The organism is Acuticoccus sp., assembly GCF_965213555.1.
In the GTDB taxonomy this organism is placed as follows: Bacteria; Pseudomonadota; Alphaproteobacteria; order Rhizobiales; family Amorphaceae; genus Acuticoccus.
In genome coordinates this window covers 3,014,132-3,034,103 of sequence record NZ_OZ243890.1, presented here as the reverse complement: position 1 = coordinate 3,034,103, position 19,972 = coordinate 3,014,132, and the positions used below count along the sequence as shown (strand labels likewise).

11 protein-coding genes and 2 pseudogenes are annotated in these 19,972 nt (G+C 66.5%); 8 read left to right on the top strand and 5 right to left on the bottom strand.

Going from position 1 to position 19,972, the window contains the following annotated elements; all coding sequences use genetic code 11:
* Window positions 1-11: 11 nt before the first annotated feature.
* Complete coding sequence (locus ACOOE8_RS14340; RefSeq protein ID WP_420392113.1) at window positions 12-425, bottom strand: DUF2924 domain-containing protein; 414 nt, start codon at window positions 423-425, stop codon at window positions 12-14.
* 110 nt (window positions 426-535) lie between these two features.
* Window positions 536-895, bottom strand: a complete 360-nt coding sequence (locus ACOOE8_RS14335; protein ID WP_420392112.1) for a DUF3489 domain-containing protein — start codon at window positions 893-895, stop codon at window positions 536-538.
* Window positions 896-1,405: 510 nt separating this feature from the next.
* Here ACOOE8_RS14335 and hsdR point away from each other — a divergent pair.
* The 8 genes and pseudogenes from hsdR (at window position 1,406) to ACOOE8_RS14295 (ending at window position 17,091) form a co-directional block, all read left to right on the top strand.
* Window positions 1,406-3,550: a type I restriction-modification system endonuclease gene (gene hsdR, locus ACOOE8_RS14330; protein ID WP_420392111.1), complete on the top strand. Its 2,145-nt coding sequence runs from the start codon at window positions 1,406-1,408 to the stop codon at window positions 3,548-3,550.
* On the top strand, window positions 3,439-4,635 hold the full coding sequence (locus ACOOE8_RS14325; RefSeq protein WP_420392110.1) for a type I restriction-modification enzyme R subunit C-terminal domain-containing protein: 1,197 nt from the start codon (window positions 3,439-3,441) through the stop codon (window positions 4,633-4,635). The genes hsdR and ACOOE8_RS14325 overlap by 112 nt, the downstream gene beginning before the upstream one ends.
* On the top strand, window positions 4,598-4,747 hold the full coding sequence (locus tag ACOOE8_RS14320; protein ID WP_420392109.1) for a hypothetical protein: 150 nt from the start codon (window positions 4,598-4,600) through the stop codon (window positions 4,745-4,747). The genes ACOOE8_RS14325 and ACOOE8_RS14320 overlap by 38 nt, the downstream gene beginning before the upstream one ends.
* Window positions 4,744-5,097, top strand: a complete 354-nt coding sequence (locus ACOOE8_RS14315; protein ID WP_420392108.1) for a type I restriction-modification system subunit M N-terminal domain-containing protein — start codon at window positions 4,744-4,746, stop codon at window positions 5,095-5,097. Before ACOOE8_RS14320 ends, ACOOE8_RS14315 begins: the two co-directional genes overlap by 4 nt.
* Before the next feature lie 75 nt (window positions 5,098-5,172).
* Window positions 5,173-6,226, top strand: a pseudogene (locus tag ACOOE8_RS14310) (HsdM family class I SAM-dependent methyltransferase); the annotation flags it as partial.
* A gap of 74 nt (window positions 6,227-6,300) precedes the next feature.
* Entirely contained in the window at window positions 6,301-7,107 is an 807-nt protein-coding gene (locus ACOOE8_RS14305; protein ID WP_420392107.1) for a restriction endonuclease subunit S, read from the top strand.
* A gap of 481 nt (window positions 7,108-7,588) precedes the next feature.
* A complete protein-coding gene (locus ACOOE8_RS14300) occupies window positions 7,589-11,017 on the top strand; it encodes an STY4851/ECs_5259 family protein (RefSeq protein WP_420392106.1) in 3,429 nt (1,142 codons plus the stop codon).
* Window positions 11,017-17,091, top strand: a complete 6,075-nt coding sequence (locus tag ACOOE8_RS14295; protein WP_420392105.1) for a DEAD/DEAH box helicase — start codon at window positions 11,017-11,019, stop codon at window positions 17,089-17,091. Before ACOOE8_RS14300 ends, ACOOE8_RS14295 begins: the two co-directional genes overlap by 1 nt.
* Before the next feature lie 134 nt (window positions 17,092-17,225).
* On the opposite strand, the gene ACOOE8_RS14290 is transcribed toward ACOOE8_RS14295, so the two are convergent.
* The 3 genes and pseudogenes from ACOOE8_RS14290 to ACOOE8_RS14280 all read right to left on the bottom strand — a co-directional run bounded on the left by ACOOE8_RS14290 (window position 17,226) and on the right by ACOOE8_RS14280 (window position 19,961).
* On the bottom strand, window positions 17,226-17,405 hold the full coding sequence (locus ACOOE8_RS14290; protein ID WP_420392104.1) for an integrase core domain-containing protein: 180 nt from the start codon (window positions 17,403-17,405) through the stop codon (window positions 17,226-17,228).
* 198 nt (window positions 17,406-17,603) lie between these two features.
* Window positions 17,604-18,792, bottom strand: a pseudogene (locus ACOOE8_RS14285) (IS3 family transposase).
* A 221-nt stretch (window positions 18,793-19,013) separates the two neighbouring features.
* Window positions 19,014-19,961 carry a 3-hydroxyacyl-CoA dehydrogenase NAD-binding domain-containing protein gene (locus tag ACOOE8_RS14280; protein ID WP_420392103.1) on the bottom strand — a complete coding sequence of 316 codons (948 nt, stop codon included), beginning with the start codon at window positions 19,959-19,961 and terminating at the stop codon, window positions 19,014-19,016.
* Window positions 19,962-19,972: the final 11 nt, after the last annotated feature.

The following is a 19,972-nucleotide window of genomic DNA, read 5'->3' as shown; positions in this document are numbered from 1 at the left end:
CTAGCCATCGGTCAGAGCCGTGGCGTCGGCGGGTCGAGGGTTCCGGTCGGCTGCGCCTCTGTTGCGGCTCGGAGCGATGCCGAAGAAGCGAGGCCCCGACCAGCGCGCCCCGTGATCTGCAGCGCGATGGCTGACAGCGAGGGCCAGGTCTTTCCCCGCCAGCGGAAGCCGTCCTCCAGCACCAGGACGTCGCGGGTCTCGCCGTTCCATTCGCGCACCAGCCTTGCGCCGGCCTTGGGCGCGACGGCTCGGGGCGTCGCGATGTCCCCGTCCGTGCCCAGCGTGTCGGCGACAGCGGCGAGCTGCCGCCGTCCCGCCGGCGCCAGGCCACCGAGCGCCTTCTCCTGGAGCCTCCAGGCGATCCCCAGCTCAGAAGGTCGCGACTGGTCTGCTTCGGCGGCGGCGAGCGGTAGAGCCGCCGCCACTCGGCCTGGAGGTCGGGGTACGTCCGATGCGAGAGAGCAGCGAGATCTGCCGCCAGACTGCTCGCCGCGGAGCCGCGTCGGCGCGCAGCTCCGTCGCTGTTCGTCACGGTTCAGGCCTCCGACCGAACGAGCCGGTACGCCTTCCGGCCGCCGACGCTGTCGAGGCGCATGGCGAAGCCGCGCGAGCGAAGTCTACTGAGCGCGCCGTGAACCGTGTGCCTTTGCCAACCCGTCGCCGCGGCCAGCTCGAGGATGGTGGCGCCGGCATCGGTCGCCAGTCGCTCGACGAACATCCCGAGCTTGCCGCCCGGCCGTGAGGGTTGGATGGAAGTCGTCGCTGCTGCTCGTTGCACCTCCGCGGCGGCGCCCTGCGCTTGCCGCGCCGCTGCGGTCGCCCGGGCGCCGGATTTGCGCGGCGCGCTCGCCTTCTCCCGCGCCGCGGACTTCGGAGCAGACTTCGTTCTCGCCATGAGGTGGTTCTCCTTCCGGACCCGGCACCACGCCCGGTCCCACCACCCAAGCCCCGGAGACAAGGTCTGCCAGGGCAGGCGGCGAGGCTCAACCCCTCTCTCGCCGCCGCTCGCACTACCGCGTTCTACAGGGCGGAAGTCCAGTCCGCAGTGCGGGCGAGACCACCACACTGGCAACTCCCCGCTCTATAATCTACAGTTCGAGCTCCTCTCCCTCCGCCATCAGCGCATTTGGACTGTTTCTCCGCTCCTCACGTAGCCGCTGAGACCCGCAGAAGTCCCGCCAGCCTGGCATTTAAACTGTTGACCTCGGGGGTCTGCTTTTTCGCGATTCAAGGCTCTCTGAGTGCGTCAGTTCTCCAAAGCTGTTATCTCGCGCCTGGAGGTCAACAGCTTGCGACCTTACACGGTAGCCGGGACGGCACCCCAAAGAGGAATTGTTGCGTATATCCAAGGGCGCGGCCATGATCCTGCCTCAACTCATGCTCGCGTCGAGAAGCCATCCCGCCCATGCCGAACCCGATCGGCAATTTTGCTCATATCGAGGAGTTCGATCCGTCGCTCGCCTTCCTCGGCGCGCGCGCTGAGGCGTACTTCGCGGACGATCCGAACACAGCGCTCATCAAGACGAGACAGTTTGCCGAGCGTCTGGCGGCGGTGGTCGCAGAGCGGTCCGGCATCGAGCTTTCTCCCGGCGAAGCGTTTGTCGATACCCTGCGGAAGATCCAGTCCGCGAGCATCCTCCCACGTGAGCTGATCGACGCGCTTCATCGCATCCGCAAGGCCGGCAACACAGCCGTCCACGACCTGCACGGCGAGCGTCGGGAGGCATTCGACGCGTTGAAGCTCTGCCACCGCCTCGGGGTCTGGCTGCGCGCCAGCGTGACGAACAAGCCGGACCTCACGATCGCGTTCGTCCCTCCGCCGGCACGGGCGGACGACAGCGCGGAGCTGAAGGAGGCGATCGCCGAACTTCAGGAGCGCCTCGCCGCAGCGGAGGGCCAGGCCGCGCGGGCCATGAGTGCGATGGAGGAGGCTTCGACCGCCCGGCTGTCCGCTGAAGAGCGAGCCACCCAGGCTGAGGAAGAACGGCAGATCCTCGAAGAGCTTGCGCTGGAGGCCGAACGACGGGCGACAACCGAGCCGACCACGGACGAACGCATCGCCTTCGCTGCCGCCGCGGCACAGGCGGCCCGCAGCCTCGACCTCGACGAAGCCGACACCCGTCTGATTGTCGACGAGCAGCTTCGGACAGCCGGTTGGGACGCGGACACCGTGAAGCTGCGGTACTCTGAGGGCACCCGGCAGCAGTGCAACCGCAACCTCGCCATCGCGGAGTGGCCGACCGCGAACGGCCCTGCCGACTTCGCACTGTTCGTTGGCGAGAAGCTCGTCGGTCTCGTCGAAGCCAAGCGCAAACGAACCGAAGTGGCAGCCGCCGTGGACCAGGCCGGGCGGTATTCCCGCGGCGTCCAGTGGACGACCGGCGGCACCGCTGCCGGTGGGCCGTGGGAAGATTTCCAAGTGCCCTTCGTCTTCGCAACGAATGGGCGCGGATACTACCCGCAGTTCCACACCCAGAGCGGCATCTGGTTCCGTGACGTCCGGCGATCGACGAACGGTGCCCGCCCGCTGGAGGGCTGGCCGACACCGGAGGGGCTGACCGAGCAGCTCGAGATCGACGTGGTGGGTGCTGAAGCGACGCTCGCGGGCAGATCCTTCAACTTCGACTTTCAACTTCGGCACTACCAGATCGATGCGATCAAAGCTGTCGAGGAGAAGCTCGCCGAAGGGCGCCGAGCGATGCTGATCGCGATGGCCACCGGCACAGGCAAGACGAAGCTCTCCATCGCGCTGATCTACCGCCTACTCAACGCCAAGCGGTTCAACCGCATTTGCTTCGTCGTCGACCGAAGCACGCTCGGCGAGCAGGCCGAACAGGCATTCGACACGACGAAGATGGTCGGGGCGCGCACATTCGCAGACATCTTCGGCCTCAAAGGCCTCGCCGACCGGGACATCGACCGCGACGTCCGCGTCCACGTCTGTACCGTTCAGAGCCTCGTCCAGCGCGTTCTCGCCCGCACCCCGGACGAACGCCCACCGGTCGACCAGTACGACCTTATCATAGTCGACGAGTGCCACCGCGGCTACCTGCTCGACCGCGAGATGAGTGACGCGGAGCTCACCTTCCGCAGCCAGGAAGACTACGTCTCGAAGTACCGCCGCGCGCTGGAGTACTTCGACGCCGTGAAGGTCGGCCTCACAGCGACCCCCGCCCTTCATACCGCGCAGATCTTCGGCCAGCCGATCTACCGCTACAGCTATCGCGACGCGGTGATCGACGGATGGCTCGTCGACCACGACCCGCCGCACCTCATCACCACCGCGCTCAGCAAGGCTGGCATCACGTTCCAGCCCGGCGAGACGATCGAGGCCTTCAACCCGCAGACCGGCGAGGTCGACACCGCCACCCTCGACGACAAGCTCGCTTCTCCGTCGAGCACTTCAACCGCCGCGTCCTCGCCCCCGAATTCAACCGCGTGGTCGCCGAGGAGCTCGCCGAACGGATCGACGTCCTTGACCCCAACGTCGGCAAGACCGTCATCTTCGCCGCGTCCGACAAGCACGCCGACGAGGTCGTCTACCTGCTGAAGCAGGCCGACCGCGCACAGGGTGTCGCGCTCGACGAAGCGGCCATCAAGAAGATCACCGGTTCTGTCGATCGCGTGTCCGACACGATCCGCAAGTTCAAGAACGAGAACGACCCTCGCATCGCCGTAACCGTCGACCTCCTCACCACCGGCATCGACGTCCCGGAGATCACCAACCTCGTATTCCTGCGCCGCGTAAAGTCACGTATCCTGTACGACCATATGATCGGTCGCGCGACCCGCCTGTGCCCTGAGATCGGGAAGAAGGCGTTCCAGATCTACGACGCCGTGAACCTTTACGCGACGTTGCAGCCGACGACCGAAATGAAGCTTGTCGTCGTCAACTCCAAGGTCACCTTCGACGAGCTCTTCAAGGGTCTCGCCCAATCCGAGGACGAGCCACACCAGGAGGAGATCCTCGACCGGATCATCGTGAAGCTGGCGCGCAAGATCGACCGCCTCCACGAGGAAGTGCGACGTCAGTACGAGGCCGAGACCGGCGAAACGCCCGAAACTACCCTGCAGCGGTTACGCACCCAGTCCGCCCCCGAGGCCCGCGGGTGGGTCGCCGACAAGCCCGGCATTGGCCGCTTCTTCGACTTCGACGGCGTCCGAGGCGCCCCCCGCATCGTCCCGATCTACACCGGCGCCGACGAGGTCATCGACGTGGTGCGCGGCTACGGCGATGGCGTCCGCCCCACCGACTTCATCGACGCCTTCACCGCCTTCGTCCGCGACAACGCCAACCAGATCGCCGCGATGCAGACGGTGCTGACCCGCCCGCGCGACCTCACCCGCCAGAGCCTGCGCGAGCTACGCCAAGCCCTCGACGCAAACCAGTTCACCGACAACAGCCTCCGGGCCGCGTGGCGCGACGCCAACAACGAGGACATCGCCGCCTCGATCGTTGGCTTTATCCGTCAGGCCACCCTCGGCGACCCGCTCATCCCTTATGCCGAACGTGTGGATCGTGCCGTGCGCAAGGTCGCCAAGGACCGCGCGCTCGACGACAAGCAGCGCCAGTGGCTCGCCCGGATCGGTGAGGGAGATGAAGACCCGCATCGTCGTCGACCGCGCTGCGCTTGACGAGCCGCCGTTCCCGCAGCAAGGCGGCTTCCACCGCATCGACAAGGCGTTCAAAGGCTCGGTGGAGGACGTCCTGCGCGACGTCGCCGACGCAACGTGGGAGGTCGCATGAGTTCGACACAGGACATCGTCGCCAAGCTGTGGGGCCTGTGCCACGTGCTTCGCGACGACGGCGTGACCTACTCCGAGTACGTCACCGAGCTGACCTTCCTCCTCTTCCTCAAGATGATGGAGGAGACCGGCAACGAGACCCGCATCCCAGAGGACTACCGCTGGCGTCAGATCGCCCGGCGCGACGGGCTCGACCAGCTCACCCACTACCGCCTCGCCCTCACAAAGCTCGGCGACCCGGCGACCGTCACCGACGGCACCGTCCGCGCCATCTTTACGGACGCGCAGAGCCGCCTCAGAAAGCCCGCGAACCTCAAGTCACTTGCGACGGCGATCGACGGGCTTGACTAGTTTGACGCCCGCGAGGAGGGCCTCGGCGATCTCTATGAGGGTCTTCTCCAGAAGAACGCCGAGGACAAGAAGTCCGGCGCCGGGCAGTACTTCACCCCGCGCCCGCTGATCGACTGCCTCGTGCGCCTCACCAAGCCGAAGCTCGGCGAGCTGATCCAGGGCCCGGCGGCGGGCACCGGCGGCTTCATCGTCGCCGCGCACCAGCGCATCTTCGCGGAGAACAACGAGTTCTTCGGCCTGCCCGAGGGCGCCACCGAACGCCAGATCCGCCGCTGCTACAGCCTCGCTGAGTTGGTGCCCGACACGCATCGCCTGTGCCTCATGAACCTCATGCTGCACGGCATCGAGGGGCGACGCGAGGTCGATCGACACGATGACCGGCGAGGGCGCGGCGCTGCCGAAGGCCGATCTCGTCCTCTCCAACCCGCCCTTCGGCACGAAGAAGGGCGGCGGCCGGCCGGCGCGCGACGACTTCTCCGTCACCGCCGAGACCTCCAACAAGCAGCTCGCCTTCGTGGAGCACATCGTGCGCGCGCTCAAACCCGGCGGGCGCGCTGCCGTCGTCGTGCCGGACAACGTGCTGTTCGAGGACGGCACCGGCCGGCGCCTGCACCAGATGCTGATGAACTGGTGCGACCTTCACACCATCCTGCGCCTTCCCACCGGCATCTTTTATGCGCAGGGCATGAAGACCAACGTCGTCTTCTTCACCCGCAACGCGGACGGCAGCCAGAAGCGCGGGACGGATGCCGTCTGGGTCTACGACATGCGCGCCGACGCGCCCTCCTACGGCAAGACCCGCCCCCTGCGCGTGGACGACTTCGCCGGCTTCGAGGCCGCCTTCGGCGCCGACCCACTGGGCCGCTCGACACGGACCGACGAGGGCGAGGACGGCCGCTTCCGCAGCTTTTCCCGCGCCGAGATCGAGGCGCGCGGCGACAACCTCGACATCGCCTGGCTGCGCGACGGCGAGGAGGAGTCCGAGGACGGCCTCACCGACCCCGACGACATCGTCGCCGCGATCCTCGGCCACCTGCGCGAGGCCACGAGGGAGATTGAGGCGCTGGCGGTGGAGCTTGAAGGTGAGGACGGGGAGGACGAGGCACCGTTGCAGGTGGCGGCGGAATGAGTGCCAGAGGACTCGACGGAGACGCTACGAACCGAAATTGCGCCACCGCGACGATCGGCGATCTTTGTTACCTTGTGAACGGCAAGGCGTTCAAGCCGAGCGACTGGACCGAAACCGGACTGCCGATCGTGAGGATCCAGAACCTCAACAATCCGGATGCGCCGTTCAATCGTTCCGACGGCGAAGTCGCCGCCAAGTTCCATGTCAGTACGGGGCAGCTGCTGGTTGCATGGTCCGGGACGCCGGGCACGTCGTTCGGCGCACACGTTCGGAGCGGTGGCCCGGCCGTCCTCAACCAGCACATCTTCAAGGTGGAGTTCAACGAGGACAAACTCGACAAGCAGTTCCTCGCGGGAGCGATCAATCAGAAGCTCGACGAGTTGATCGGCAAAGCCCATGGCGGGGTCGGTCTGCGTCACGTCACTAAGGGCGTATTCGAGGCGACGGAGGTGGGGGTGCCGCCGCTGGCTGAGCAGCGGCGGATCGTAGCGAAGCTGGACCGGCTCTCGGCGAAGAGGAGCGCGGCAGAGGGCCACCTCGCCCGCATTTCCAAGCTCGCCGCCCGCGCCAAGCAGTCCATCCTCGCCGCCGCCTTCCGCGGCGACCTCACCGCCGACTGGCAGCAGATGACGGTTGAAGGCGTCCTCGCAGACGGCCTTATCGGCCTCGTCCGCTCAAAAACACAGCAGTCCGACTGCGGTACTCCATACATCCGGATGAACCACTACGACCTTAATGGATGCTGGAACGATCGTGACCTTACCCATGTAGAGGTTTCCGCAAAGGAGCTTGAACGGTTCGAGCTCACGACGAAAGACATCCTGTTCAACACGCGAAACAGCGTTGAGCTTGTCGGAACTCGTCCCGCAAGACCCCGCTGACGAACCCGCCTCCACCCTCCTCGCCCGCATCCGCACCGAACGTGCGGCCACCCCCAAGGGAAAGCGAGCCGGCCGCAAAAAGATCAGCCGATGAGCAGTACCTACAAGACGGACGATACCCCTTCTCAATCCGGACGAGGACCGCGACGCGACTCTCGCCGCTGCGGTGCCCCAAAATCTCGAGACGTTCGCGGAGCGGTTTCGAGACGCGATGCATCCAAAAGACGACATCGCGGCGGGCCACCTAAGGTCCCGAAAGCGGACTACACGGAGGCGCATTACTCGATGCGGGTACTGGCGAGCTTCGTCGACCGCCCGATACGCCGCCTTCTCGAACTGCCACCACCTTCATTCCACGAGAACCGCTATGCCGCGTCGCCGGTTGTTCGAGTAATTCTCTGTACTATACAAAAGGAGAAAAGGGTGCGCTCGCCTTTCAGCGCCCCTTTGAGTGATCGATGGACGAGGTAACTATTCCGTCATGCCAGAAGTGAACGTCCACAATGCAACTGACAATCAGCTTGAGAAGTATCTCTCAGCAATCAAGGACGACTACGAAGCCCTCCGACACCTTCTCCAGGAGCTAAACCGTCGGGACACCGAGGAGGCGCTGTTCCTGGCTGCCGCGGCGGCCAGCCAAATCCAGCGCATTCGCCGAAGGAACGGCACGGCAGCCGAGTCAGTACCCCGTGCAATGCAGGCTAAAGCCTGGTTAGAACGCTTCTTCCGGGAACGAGATCTCGACATGCCCGACGGGCGCCCCGTTTTTAAATACCGCATTACCGACGCCGAGTACGGCGACGCATGCAAGATCGTTCAGCGTCGTGCGCGGGACGCTTGGCGCCACGAAGGCCGGCCCGACCTCCGCGATGCCCCGCTGTTTGTCGCCTTCGCGTCGGAGTGGTTCCGCCGCGAGGCGTCAAAAACCTGGCACAGCTGGCAGGAAGTCGCGCCCGCAGAGCTTCAGGGGGTTTGCGACGCCACCAAGCGCGAAATGACGCTCAATGGGCTCAGTTTCTGGAAGCGTCCGCTTCTCAAAAGCGAGGACGGCAGCCGAGAGTTTCTTCTCACGCTGAACTACGAAGGCGGCATTCCCGGAGGCGCCCTCGCCGAAGACGCCCAAGGCTGGCTCAAGGACTTTTTGCTCGTTCTGATCGCCGGAGCAGGTGCGCACCGGTTGGAAACCCTGGGACAGATCCGCAGCTTCGTCGGCGATCATCTCTGGCGTCTGCCGAAGTCGTACGCGAACGACGATTTCGCGGACCGAGTGGCCGAGCTCGCCGAACGCATCATTCACTGGCGCACCAGAATCGCCGCCGACCGGCAAGGCATCGCGAGCGTTGCCTACCTCGACGCGACGCACCCCGGCTGGCGCGGCGAACTGCCGATCTATACACGCCCCGGCGATCGCCGCGCCGGCGCATTGGTCGACGGTCTTCTGCGCGAGAAGGTGAGCCTGTCGACCGCCGACGTTCGCGCGACCCGATACCTCATGAAGGTCGATGGAACGTGGCGGCCAGGACTACGCTTCCTTGCCAGGGGCGAGCTCCCCGTGTCGGCCGTGCCTCTCGCCTCAAAGAACGGCACCGCACGCGCGATTCCCGTTGGACAGCTTGCACGGTCGATCGAGAACGAGCTGGCTCTCTTCCAGCCCCCGACCGAGACGCAGCGGACGTGGAAGGTGATCCCTCGACGCGACTTTTCCCGGGTCCTGCCGGCCTACCCGTTCGACGCCGCCGTCTCGGTCAGGCTCGTATCGAACGGGGTCGGGCGCGACTTCACATGGCCCGGCGGCAATCCGGTCCGTTCAGAGATGTTGGTGTTCCGGGAGGAGGACACCATTCCCGGAGGGCCGCCGCTGCTGCGCCTCCTGCGGACCGGTTCGGCGACTTCGCGGGCGAGCAGTCTCGCGGGTCTCGTGCCCGCGCACTGGCGCGTCGATGCGCCTAACGACGGGATCGTCGGAGACGAGGTGCTGCGGCACCTGCGTCGGCGCCTCGTGACGGTGGCGCGGACCGCGTACTTCTGCGATCCGGACGATCCTGACGTGCGCTACCGCCTCGAGCCGAACAGCGAGGAGCGAGAGGCCGAGCTGGTGCTCGCAGCCCGGACCGCGGTCGACATCCCGGCCGTGGATGAGGACGTATTCTTCGCCCCGCTCAAGATTTACGTGCGCACCGCCGGTCAGGAGCGTCCCCCAGGCCCGGGCGAACTCTTCACCCGCGTCCCGGGAGGCGCCTGGCGGGAGAACTCGGGCACGATCTCCGGGACGGGGATCGTCGACCTCTCCTGGCGCGACCCGCGGGCAGGCATCCAGCTGGAACGACGGCGGGTCGTGCTGGTACCGCAGGGCGCGGCGGTGCGGGGCCGGACGGTTGATGCCCGCAGCATCGTCACACTCGAGAACCTGGACGGCTGGACCTTGCGTTCGCGCAGTGCGTCGGTGCGCTGCACGATGAGCGGGCGTGAGGCACGGATCGAGTGCGAGGGCGCGCCGGCCTATCGCGTTCCGCTGACGCTCGTCGCGCCCTCGGGCGCCACGAGCGATCTCATTCTGCCAATGAAGGGTACGCGCCCGGCGGTCGTGCTCGCGGACGGAACGCTGCTGCGTCCCGGGTCCACGATCGACCTCAATGGACTGCGGGGCGCCGTCGCCGTATCTGGCGAGCGCACGACGATGTCTGCTGGCGGTCAGCGCAACCGTGTTTCCCTGCGCTTCGACGGAGAGTTCCCCCTCGCAGGTCTGCGCGACGATTTCGACGCCCGCTTCGCCATCGCCGCCGAGCAGGACACGGTGTTCGATCTCGAGTTCCTGGGCAGCGGCCAGCCGCCGGTGCGCGTTGGACGCTACCGGACCGAGCGGCCGGTGCACGAGAGCGGGTTCGTTCGCTGGACGGCTCCGACAGAGGCCGACATGCGTCCAGTCGCGCGAATGCTTCTGGCGCCCAAGCACGAACATGCGCTGCAGGAGGCAGGCCAGGATCTCTGGACACTGCCGGAGCATCTCGATGGCCCCATCCTCGTCTACCTAAGGGACGGTCCCGACGTCGTCTCCCGGCCGCTCCTCGTTGCGCGGCTCTCTCCTCCGATCCAGTCCGGCACGCTGCGCGCGGCGATCCTCGTCACCGATTACGAGGAACGACGCCGGCAGGTCGGGGCGGGCCTCGCGACTATCGGATCGGCGACCGCAACGCGCGAGGACATCGACTGGCTGTTCAGCGCGATCCGTCACCTCAACGGCCTGCCGCCGGCTGCCATCGACGCGCTCGCCTGCCTGCCAGAGCATCCCGAAGCGCTGGTCCAGCTCCTCCTGGCTGCTCCGGACGACGTCACTCGGCGCATGGTCTTCGACCTTCAGGACAAGGTCCCGTTCCTGTGGCTGACGATCCCGCTTGCGGCCTGGCGCGCAGCCATCGGAGCGTTCGCGGCGCACCTTCACGATGCGCTCGCCGGCCTCGACGCGCAAAGCCGCAACTTGATCCTCGCCGAGGAGATGCGACGTCTCGCCGGCGCGCTGACCGAGCTTGAGCCCGCGTTCGAACCGATCCTTCGAAGGGTAGGACTGCCGTGTCAGTCCTCCGCCGCGCCGGTGCCCCTAGGCACGGTGGCGCAGGCGTTTGTGCGACGGCACTTCCAACGCGCAGACGCGGAAACCGTTGCGATGCCTACGGTCTACGGAGCCGTCGACGCTCTCGCGAGCGCCGGACTGGGTCTGCCGGCTGAATTCAGGACATTCAATCTCGAAGCAGTGGAGCCGCTGTTAACCCCCGCTCTCGCCGCGGCCGCGGTGCTCGAGCGCATCAAGCTGAACACGTCCTGTCGCCTTCTCGCGCGTACCACGTTGCGCGACGACCCCGCCTTCGTCGCCGCCGCTCTCCCGCACCTCATCGCATTCTACGAGCTGTCCTGATGTCGCCGTTCGAAACCCTAGCGGAGGTCCGCCGGCGCGCTGTCGAAGCCGTCCTGGCCCAGTCCCGCCTCGATCACGCACCACTTCGCCGTCACCTGCGCGAACTCCTTTTATCGTCCGACCCGGTGACCGGCGCCCTGATGCAGGAACCGGTAATCGAGGGAGCACGCCCCTTCCTTGCGGCTGGGACGACGATGCGCGATCTCGGCAGCAGCGGCCTCCTGAACCGCCAATTCGTCGAGGCAATGGCCGCGCTGCCAGAAGGGCACGACTACCGCGTCCCGCTCGAGCGCAAGCCGTACCAGCACCAGCTGGAGGCATGGCGCCACTTGCGTGCGCCCGGAACGCCGCGCTCCGTCCTTGTCACCTCCGGCACAGGGTCGGGAAAGACGGAGTGCTTCCTCTACCCGATCCTGAGCAACCTCGCCGACGAGGCAGGGGCGGGAGCCACTCCGGAAGGTGTACAGGCGTTGATGCTCTATCCGCTGAACGCCCTCATTGAGAGCCAGCGCGAGCGCCTCTCCGCATGGAGCGCACCGTTCGGCGGACGGATCCGCTACTGCCTCTACAACGGGGATCTGCCGAAGCAGGCACAGCCGGCATCGATCCGCCGCTCGACCCCCGAGCAAGTCGTTGACCGGCCTGCGCTGCGGGAGAGCCCGCCGCCAATCCTCGTCACCAATGTGACGATGCTCGAATACATGCTTGCGCGGCCGGAGGACCAGCCGATCCTCGACAAGTCTCGTGGCAAGCTGAAGTGGATCGTTCTGGACGAGGCGCACTCGCTTGTCGGGGCCGCGGCGGCGGAAGTGGCGCTCCTCCTGCGCCGCGTCATGCTAGCGTTCGGCGTCAGCGCGGAAAGCGTTCGCTTCATCGCGACGTCGGCAACCATCGGAGACGGCGAACGCGAGCCGTTGGGCCGCTTTCTCGCAGACATCGCCGGCGTTCCGGACGACAACGTCTTCGTCATCAAAGGCGATCCGAAGCCTCTCCGGCGAGGAGAGCCCCCCCGTGGCGATGTCGATCTCGCTGCGGCTTCGCCCGAGGAGGCCTATGATCTCCTCTCGACCGACCCCGAGGCATGGCAGCTCGTCGAGCGACTCAGCCGTGGGAGCATGCGCCTCTCGGATCTCGAGGCGCCAGCAGCCCGTTTCGGTGTCCTTCCCGAAGACCTCGCCTTGAAGCTCGCATCGGCCGAGAAGACGTTCGAGGACGGCAAAGAACTCCTCGCTCCCATGCGCATCCACGGCTTTGAGCGCGCCATGTCCGGGCTCTGGTCCTGTCTCAACCCCGGCTGCGCCGGATCGCCTGAAGGCTGGGAATTCGGCCGCCTTCTCGCCGAGCGCGCCGACGCATGCCCCACATGCAGCGGTCCCGTTCTCGAACTGCTTGCCTGCTCCTCCTGCGGCGAAGCCTTCCTGGAAGGTGAGTGGCGGGGCGACAGGATCGCCGGCATCGGCCGCAGCGCCACCGCCGACGAGTTCGCCGAGGACTCCGACGCTGAGGACGACCCGGACGCCGCCGACGAGGAGAAAGCCGCGTCGGACGCCGAAGGTCTTGCGAACCGCATCCTGTTCGCCGCCCATCCGACCGGGGCCGCACGTCCGCTTATCCTCGACCCGGAACGCTGGAGAGAGCCCGACCCTGCGGCCGTAACGGCCCTGAAATTTCTGGTGGAAGACGGCCACGACAAGACGGCGTGCCCGCATTGCACGCCCGGTGGAGCGAAGCGTCCCCTCCTGCGTCCGTTGCGCTTCGGCGCGCCGTTCCTCGTCGGCAACGCGGCCCCGATCCTCCTCGAAGGCCTGCGCCCGGCGGACACCGCCGAGCCGCGTCCGTCCGATGGCCGCCGCCTGCTCTCGTTTACCGACAGCCGCCAGGGGACCGCCCGCTTCGCAGCCAAGCTCCAGATGGAGGCGGAGCGCAACTTCGTACGCTCCTACGTCTACCACGTCGTGCAGGACACGCTCCGTCCGATAGCTGCCGATCCTGCGCGGGTCGCGCGCCTGGAAGCGGAGATTGCAGGGCTGAACCAGGCGGTCGTAGCCGCGTCGAACCCGGCTCTCGAGAACCTCGTGAACGCGAAACGCAGCGAGCTGGCGAACCTCACCTCGCCGCGCACGGATGGCGTCGCCTGGACCGACCTGCGCGACTGGCTCTCCGCCCGCCCGGAGGTCGCTGACTGGATCCACGAAGTGTGGAGCGCGCGTGACGGTGACGAGTTCAGCGATGCGGGGAAGCTCGCGCATTTCCTTCTGGTGCGCGAGTTCGCCCGCCGCCCGCGGACAGCGAACTCCCTCGAGACCCTCGGCCTCGGTGCCTTGTGCTACCCCGACCTCGAGAGCGAGACGATGCGCTTGCCGCGCCCGTTCAGCCAGCGCGGCAAGACGCTCGCCGACTGGCAGTCCTACCTTGCAGCGGTTGCCACGCACTTCGTCCGCGCCAACAGCGCCGTAGAGATGAGCCCCGCGCTGCGCCATTGGGTCGAACCCCATGTCGGGCTGCGCTCGCTAATTGGGCCCGACCAGAAAAAGAACCGTCCCTTCGAACTCGCCTGGCCCGGCGGCGTGCGCATCAACGCGCGCTCGCGCATTGTCGCCCTGCTCGTCGCGGGCTTGGGTATTGACCTGAAGGACCGGGAGGACCGGGATGATCTCGACGAATGTCTCGACGCCGCGTGGCGTGCGATCGGACGCACCCTCGGACCGAACCCTGACCGCAGGACACTCGACCTCACAAGATGCCGCATCGCACCGCTTACCGAGGCATTTGTCTGCCCGGTAACGCGCCGCGTCCTCGACGTCGCTCCATTCGGGCTGACCCCCTACACACGGTCGTCGGCCGCCGAGCGCGCCGAGCCGATCGCGCTTCCCACGCACCCGGCGCCGCTTACGCGCAAGGTCGACCCGGCCGATGCACGCGCCGAGACGTTTGATTGGCTCGCGGACGATCCTGGCATCGCGGCCCTTCGCGATCGCGGCGTCTGGCCCGATCTCAACGATCGCATTGCGCTTTTTGCTCCCTACGCCCGCTCGGCCGAGCACTCCGCACAGCAGGACGGCTCCCGGCTGCGCCTCTATGAAAGCGCATTCAAGGAAGGGCGGATCAACGTCCTCAACTGTTCGACGACGATGGAGATGGGCGTCGACATCGGCTCGGTCGAGGCGGTCATGATGACCAACGTTCCGCCCTCGATTGCGAACTATCGTCAGCGCGTCGGGCGAGCCGGCCGGCGCGCCCAGGCGACTGCCCTTGCCTTTACCTTCTGCAAGGACCGCCCGCTCGACCGCGAGGCGTTCCGCGACCCGATGCGCTTCCTTGCGCGCTCAATGGCGGCGCCGAAGGTAACCTTGTCGAGCCGGCCCATCGTGCAAAGGCACGTCAACGCCTATCTTCTCGGCGCCTTCATCCGCGAACGCGCCGGCGATATGCACGCAATGCAGATTGGGGCATTCTTCGGTTGCCCCGACGATCCGAAAGCCGCCCGACCTCCGAAGGCGGATCGTCCGGCGATCCAGTTTCACGATTGGCTCGCGCTCCCCTCGACTCGCAGCGCGCACGCCGACCCGGTCTCCCGGATAGCTCGCCGCTCGGTGGCCGAGCGCGACAAGATGCTGATTGAAGACACGAGATCAGCACTCGACGAGTTGGCGCGAGGGTTCGAGGACGAATGGGAGGGGCTGCGTACGCTCGCACGGGAGGACGTCAGCGACGGCAAGCGTGGTCGCATGCACGCTGAGTTGCGGCGTCTCACCCAAGAGTTCCTGCTTTCCGGCATTGCCGACCGCGGCTTCCTGCCGGGCCACGGCTTCCCCACCAACGTCGTCACCTTCCTGCCTAACCGCCCGGTGGCCTCACGGACTGAAGATCACGACGGGACACGTCATCGCCGCGCCGTGGGCCCCCAGCGTTCGCTTGACCTTGCGATCCGGGACTACGCCCCGGGCACAGACGTTGTGCTCGACGGGCTCGTTTACCGCTCTGCAGGGGTGACGCTGAACTGGAAGCGACCGCCGAGCACGGAGGCTGTGAACGAGATCCAGAGTCTGCGCGAGCACCGGCGCTGCCGAGATTGCGGGACAACCGATACCGTCGGCATGGTCTGCGCCGATGAGGCGTGCCGCGCTTGCGGATCGACCGCCCTCAAGCGCTCGACCTTCCTCCGCCCTGCCGGCTTCACGGTCGATCCTCGGCGCAAGCCGCATACGAAGACAGAGGAGATCACCTACGTTCCCCCGCAGCCGCCGCAGGTATCTACCCGAGATGCAGCATGGCATGCGCTGCCGCTCCCCCACCTGGGCCGGATCAGGTGGTCGCGCGAGGGTCTTGTCTACTACCAGAGCCGCGGGCCGGGTACCAACGCCTACGACGTTTGCCTGCATTGCGGCCGGGCTGAACCTTCTGCGCCGGGCTCGCTGAAAGACCACAAGCCGCTGCGCTGGAAGAAGGGGCAAAGTACCGACCTTTGCGAAGGCAACGCGAACCCTTGGAAGATCAAGGAGAAGGTTGCGCTCGGCTATGAGACGCAGACCGACGTCGTGGAGCTGCAGTTGCCCCATCACGCCCTGCTGACGCGGCCGTCAGCCGACGCGCTGGTCGTCGCGCTGCGTGAAGGGCTCGCCCGGCGACTCGGGATAGAGGCCGAGGAGATGGGCGTTGCGACCGCGCTCAATCGCGGCGAGACGGGCAGGTCCATCTCCCTCTTCGTGTTCGACAAGACGGCGGGGGGGGCAGGTTTCGCTACCGCGCTGACCGACAATCTGCGGGACACGCTGCGTCGGGCCCGCTATGTGCTCAACTGCCATACACCAGGTTGTGAGAGCGGTTGCTCCGCGTGTGTGCGTACTGGCGACGCCCCGGAACAGCTCGACCGGCTCTCCGCGCTTGAGTACCTCAACACGACGCTCGTCATTCCCGATCAACTGCCGGAAGACGAGCGCTTCGTCCCCGGGGCCCGCCTCTCTCTTTACGTACCCGACGAGATCGACCGCTGTTTGAGCCGTTCGGGGAGTGCTCGCCTGACGCTCTATCTACCCGCAGACTTCGATCCCGTTCTTTTGGCTGCCTGGCCCATCGTCCCCTCGTTCGCGACATGGCGCGCCCGCGGCCATGCGCTCCGGATCGGGCTGCCGCCGGCCGTTTTGGCTACACTGGACCCCGCGGGGCGGCAGCAGCTTCGCGACTTCGCGCTACGCCACGAACTGGGACTCGGCGAAGCCGAGATTCCCCGGTTTGCCAACGGCGCGAGGCTGATGGCGCTCGTAGAAGCTGGTGACGAGACTACGGCCTGGGCCGCTCGCGGCGAGACCATCGCCACCCCCGACCGGAACTGGGGTCTGGCACAGTCGCATCCGATCGCGACAGGTCCGCTTGTACCACCGACCTTTGCCCCCCTCGATCGCGACGAACTTGCCGCGCCTGCAAGTGTGGTGCTGGAAGAGATCGAGGACGAACTCGATACGAGCCTCGCGAAGTTCGGTGAAATGTGCGCCGAACGGCTGATCGGAGCCCTGACGTCGGCCGGCGCATGGTTGAATCGGCCGATCTCCTCAATGCACTATGAAGACCCTTACGTCGTGTCACCGTTGGTGGCGCGGCTTTGCGTCGACACGATGGCAGCGATCGCCGGCCGCGGATCGTCCACTCCGGACGTTTCGATCGCCACGCGCGAGCCTCGTCAGGCTCCGCCTAGGCGCACACCCTTCCTCGCCTGGCACGACTGGCCCGATGCCGATGATCAGCGCCGGACCATTGAGGCCTATGGTCGGATCCGCCGGCTACGGTTGAGCGTGCACCATGCCATCGTTCCGCACGCCCGCTCCCTGACATTGGCTTTCTCCGACGGCCACGCCGCGAAGGTCATGCTCGACCAAGGGTTCGGCGCCTGGGCGCCTCCGAGCAATGTGAAGGTGAAGCATCCTTTCGCTATCCCGCCTGAAGCGCAGGCAGCGGCTCTTGCAAAGATCAACGTCGTCATTCAACGAAAGGGCGAAGGCGCGACCTATCTAGTTGCAACACGTGTCGAATCGGCAATGGCGGCTCCTGCTTCGCGCAACCCAGCGATTCGTAGCTGAGTTAGCATGCTAGGCTTCCCATACGTGATGCCTTCGGGCTACTCGGCATCCCAATTTGCAGGGATCGCTTTGATCAGCCTCTTCAGCGTCAGTCCCTCCGGCTGCCGCTGACGTGAGCCCCTGATCTCCTCCGGTTATGACTGGAGTCTGGCGAGATGGTTGTGCTGGTCGTGGATGCCGGCCGCAAGTGCCGCGACGTCGGCGGGTGTCAGCCCGTTCAATGCGCCGTGCGGGCGCACGTTGTTGTAGTCGTCGCGCCACGCGCCCAAGACGGCGCGAGCGTGGTCAAGGCTGCGGAACAGCGTCTCGTTCAAACACTCGGCCTTAGGCAGCAAACGCACCAAACTGGGCTCAAATATTTGATCACTTGGCCGAAACGCCCTCTGTGAACGGGTGTTGCGTGCGCCCGTCGAATAGAAAATAGTACGAACATAGAGGTCTGTACTGAGCGGCGAAGTGGGGCATAGCTCCTGTTGTCGGCGGCGGCGCGGACGTGCTCTGACCCCCGTAGCTCATCCAGGTGAAACCGGAGGCGGCTGCTGAGATTGGCGTTGTTCCGCCGGCGGAGCAATGGGCGATCGGTGGAGCGCTTCCGTCACGCGGAGCCGATCGTCCACTGCGGTCAGGTGGGCGGCATAGGCATCCGGTGTACGGTAGCCGAGCGTCGAGTGCGGCCTCCGGCCGTTGTAGTCTGCGACCCATCGCGCCGTAGCGCTTCGGGGCGTGGCCGAGGCCAAAGAACAGGGTCTCGTTCAAGAGCTCGTCGCGCATGCGGGCGTTGAATGCCTCGCAGATCCCGTTCTGCATCGGCTTGCCGGGCGCGATGAAGTGCCAGGCGATGCCGGCAGCGTGGATCCACGCGAGCATGGCATTCGAGGTGAAGTCGGTGCCGTGATCGCTGACGATGAGCTCGGGCTTGCCGCGCCGCGCGACGACGGCAGAGAGCTCCCGAGCGACGCGCTTGCCCGAGATCGAGGTGTCGACCACCGCGGCGAGGCATTCCTTCGTGACGTCGTCGATGACGTTGAAGATCCGTAGCCTTCGCCCGTCAGCGAGCTGGTCGTGCTACGCAAGTCGACGGACCAGCGGGCGTTCGAGCAAGCTTTTGTCAGAAGCGGCGCACGCGTCCGGTCGCCCGTTTGCGCCCACGCTGCTTCCTGACGGTCAGGCCCTCTTCGCGGTAGAGCCGCTGGGTGCTCTTCTTGTTCACCACGAGCCCCTCATGGCGCAGGAGGACATGGAGGCGCCGGTAGCCGAACCGCCTCCGTTCGGCTGCCAGCTCGCGCATGCGTGTTCGCAGCGCTGCGTCGTCGGGGCGATAGCTCTGATAGCGCACCGAGGAACGGTCGACTTCGAGAACATGGCACGCCCGCCGCTCGCTCATCTCATGAGCCTTGACGAGATGAGCGACCGCGGTCCGCTCGGCGGCGGGCGTTACCATTTTCGGCCGAGGGATCCTTCAACGCGGTGTTGTCGAGCATCGCATGGGCGAGAAGGCGCTTCAGCCTTGGCGGTCTCGTCCTCGAGCGCTTGCAGCCGCCGCGCCTCCGACACGTCCAACCCGCCGTACTTCGCCTTCCACGCGTGGAAGGTCGCGCTCGAGATGCCCTGGCGACGGCACAGATCAGCCGTCTTTGCACCCGCCTCCTGCTCGCGCAGAATCGCCACGATCTGCTCCTCGTTGAACTTCGATCGCTTCATCGTCCGGTCCTTCCATCGGGCCGGACTCTAGCTTCAGATGGACGAGTTTGCGGGGGTCAGAGCAGGCGGACGGCAGCACCACACTTTGCGCAATTACAGACGAGCTGATCGGACGTGGCATTCCGAGATGCGGGGGCCGATGGTACGCCTTTACGTGCGGAACATGCTCCTGCGGCTCGCGCTGCAGCTCCACGATCGCGACGAGCTCGTGAAGCGTGCCCTCAGCGCGGATGGAGGAGGCGCAGAAGCTCGACGAGCCGCTCGTCGCGCTGCCGGCGCAGCGCAGCGTCGTCGCAGCCGGCCTTCTCCTCCTCAATGCCGGCGACCAGCTTGTGGCGTACCTCCGGCGTAAGAGAGGGATTGCCGAGAGTGTCCCACCAGCTCTCGATGGGGCCGCCCAGATGGTCGAGGAAGTGGCGCATACCGCCCTCGCCACCGCCGAGGTGGAAGGTGAGGTGGGGGCCCATGATGGCCCAGCGCAGGCCAGGGCCGTCGGCGATCGCCGCGTCGACGTCGGCGACGTTTGCGACGCCCTCGGCGACGAGATGCACCGCCTCGCGCCAGAGCGCGACCTGGAGCCGGTTCGACACGTGCCCCGGAACCTCTTTGCGCACGTGGATCGGCCGCTTGCCGACGTGCCGGTAGAAGTCGAGCGCCCAGGCCACGGCCGCAGGGTCGGTCTGCTCGCCGCCGACCACCTCGACCAGCGGGATGAGATGCGGCGGGTTGAACGGGTGGCCGACGACGAGCCGCCCGGGGTTCGCCATGACGGACTGGAGCCGGGACGGCATGAAGCCCGACGTGGAGGAGGCGATGACGCACTCGCCAACCGCTTTGTCCAGCCGCTCGAGGAGCGGTAGCTTCACGTCAGCATTTTCCGGCGCGCTCTCCTGGACGAAGCCGGCGCCATCGACCGCCGCCTCGAGTTCGCCCGAGACGGTTACGCGCGCGAGCGCCTCCTCCGCGTCGCCGGTGGCAATGCCCAGGGCGAGGAACGAGGGCCAAGCCTCGCGCACGGTGCGCTGCACCGTGGCCGCCGCGCTCGGCGAGGGGTCCCAGCCGCGCACGCGGTAGCCGCGGGCGAGGAACCATGCGGCCCAGGAGGCGCCGATGGTGCCGCAGCCGACGATGGCGACCGTGTCGACCCGGGAAACGTCCGGATATGGCATCGAAAGCTCCG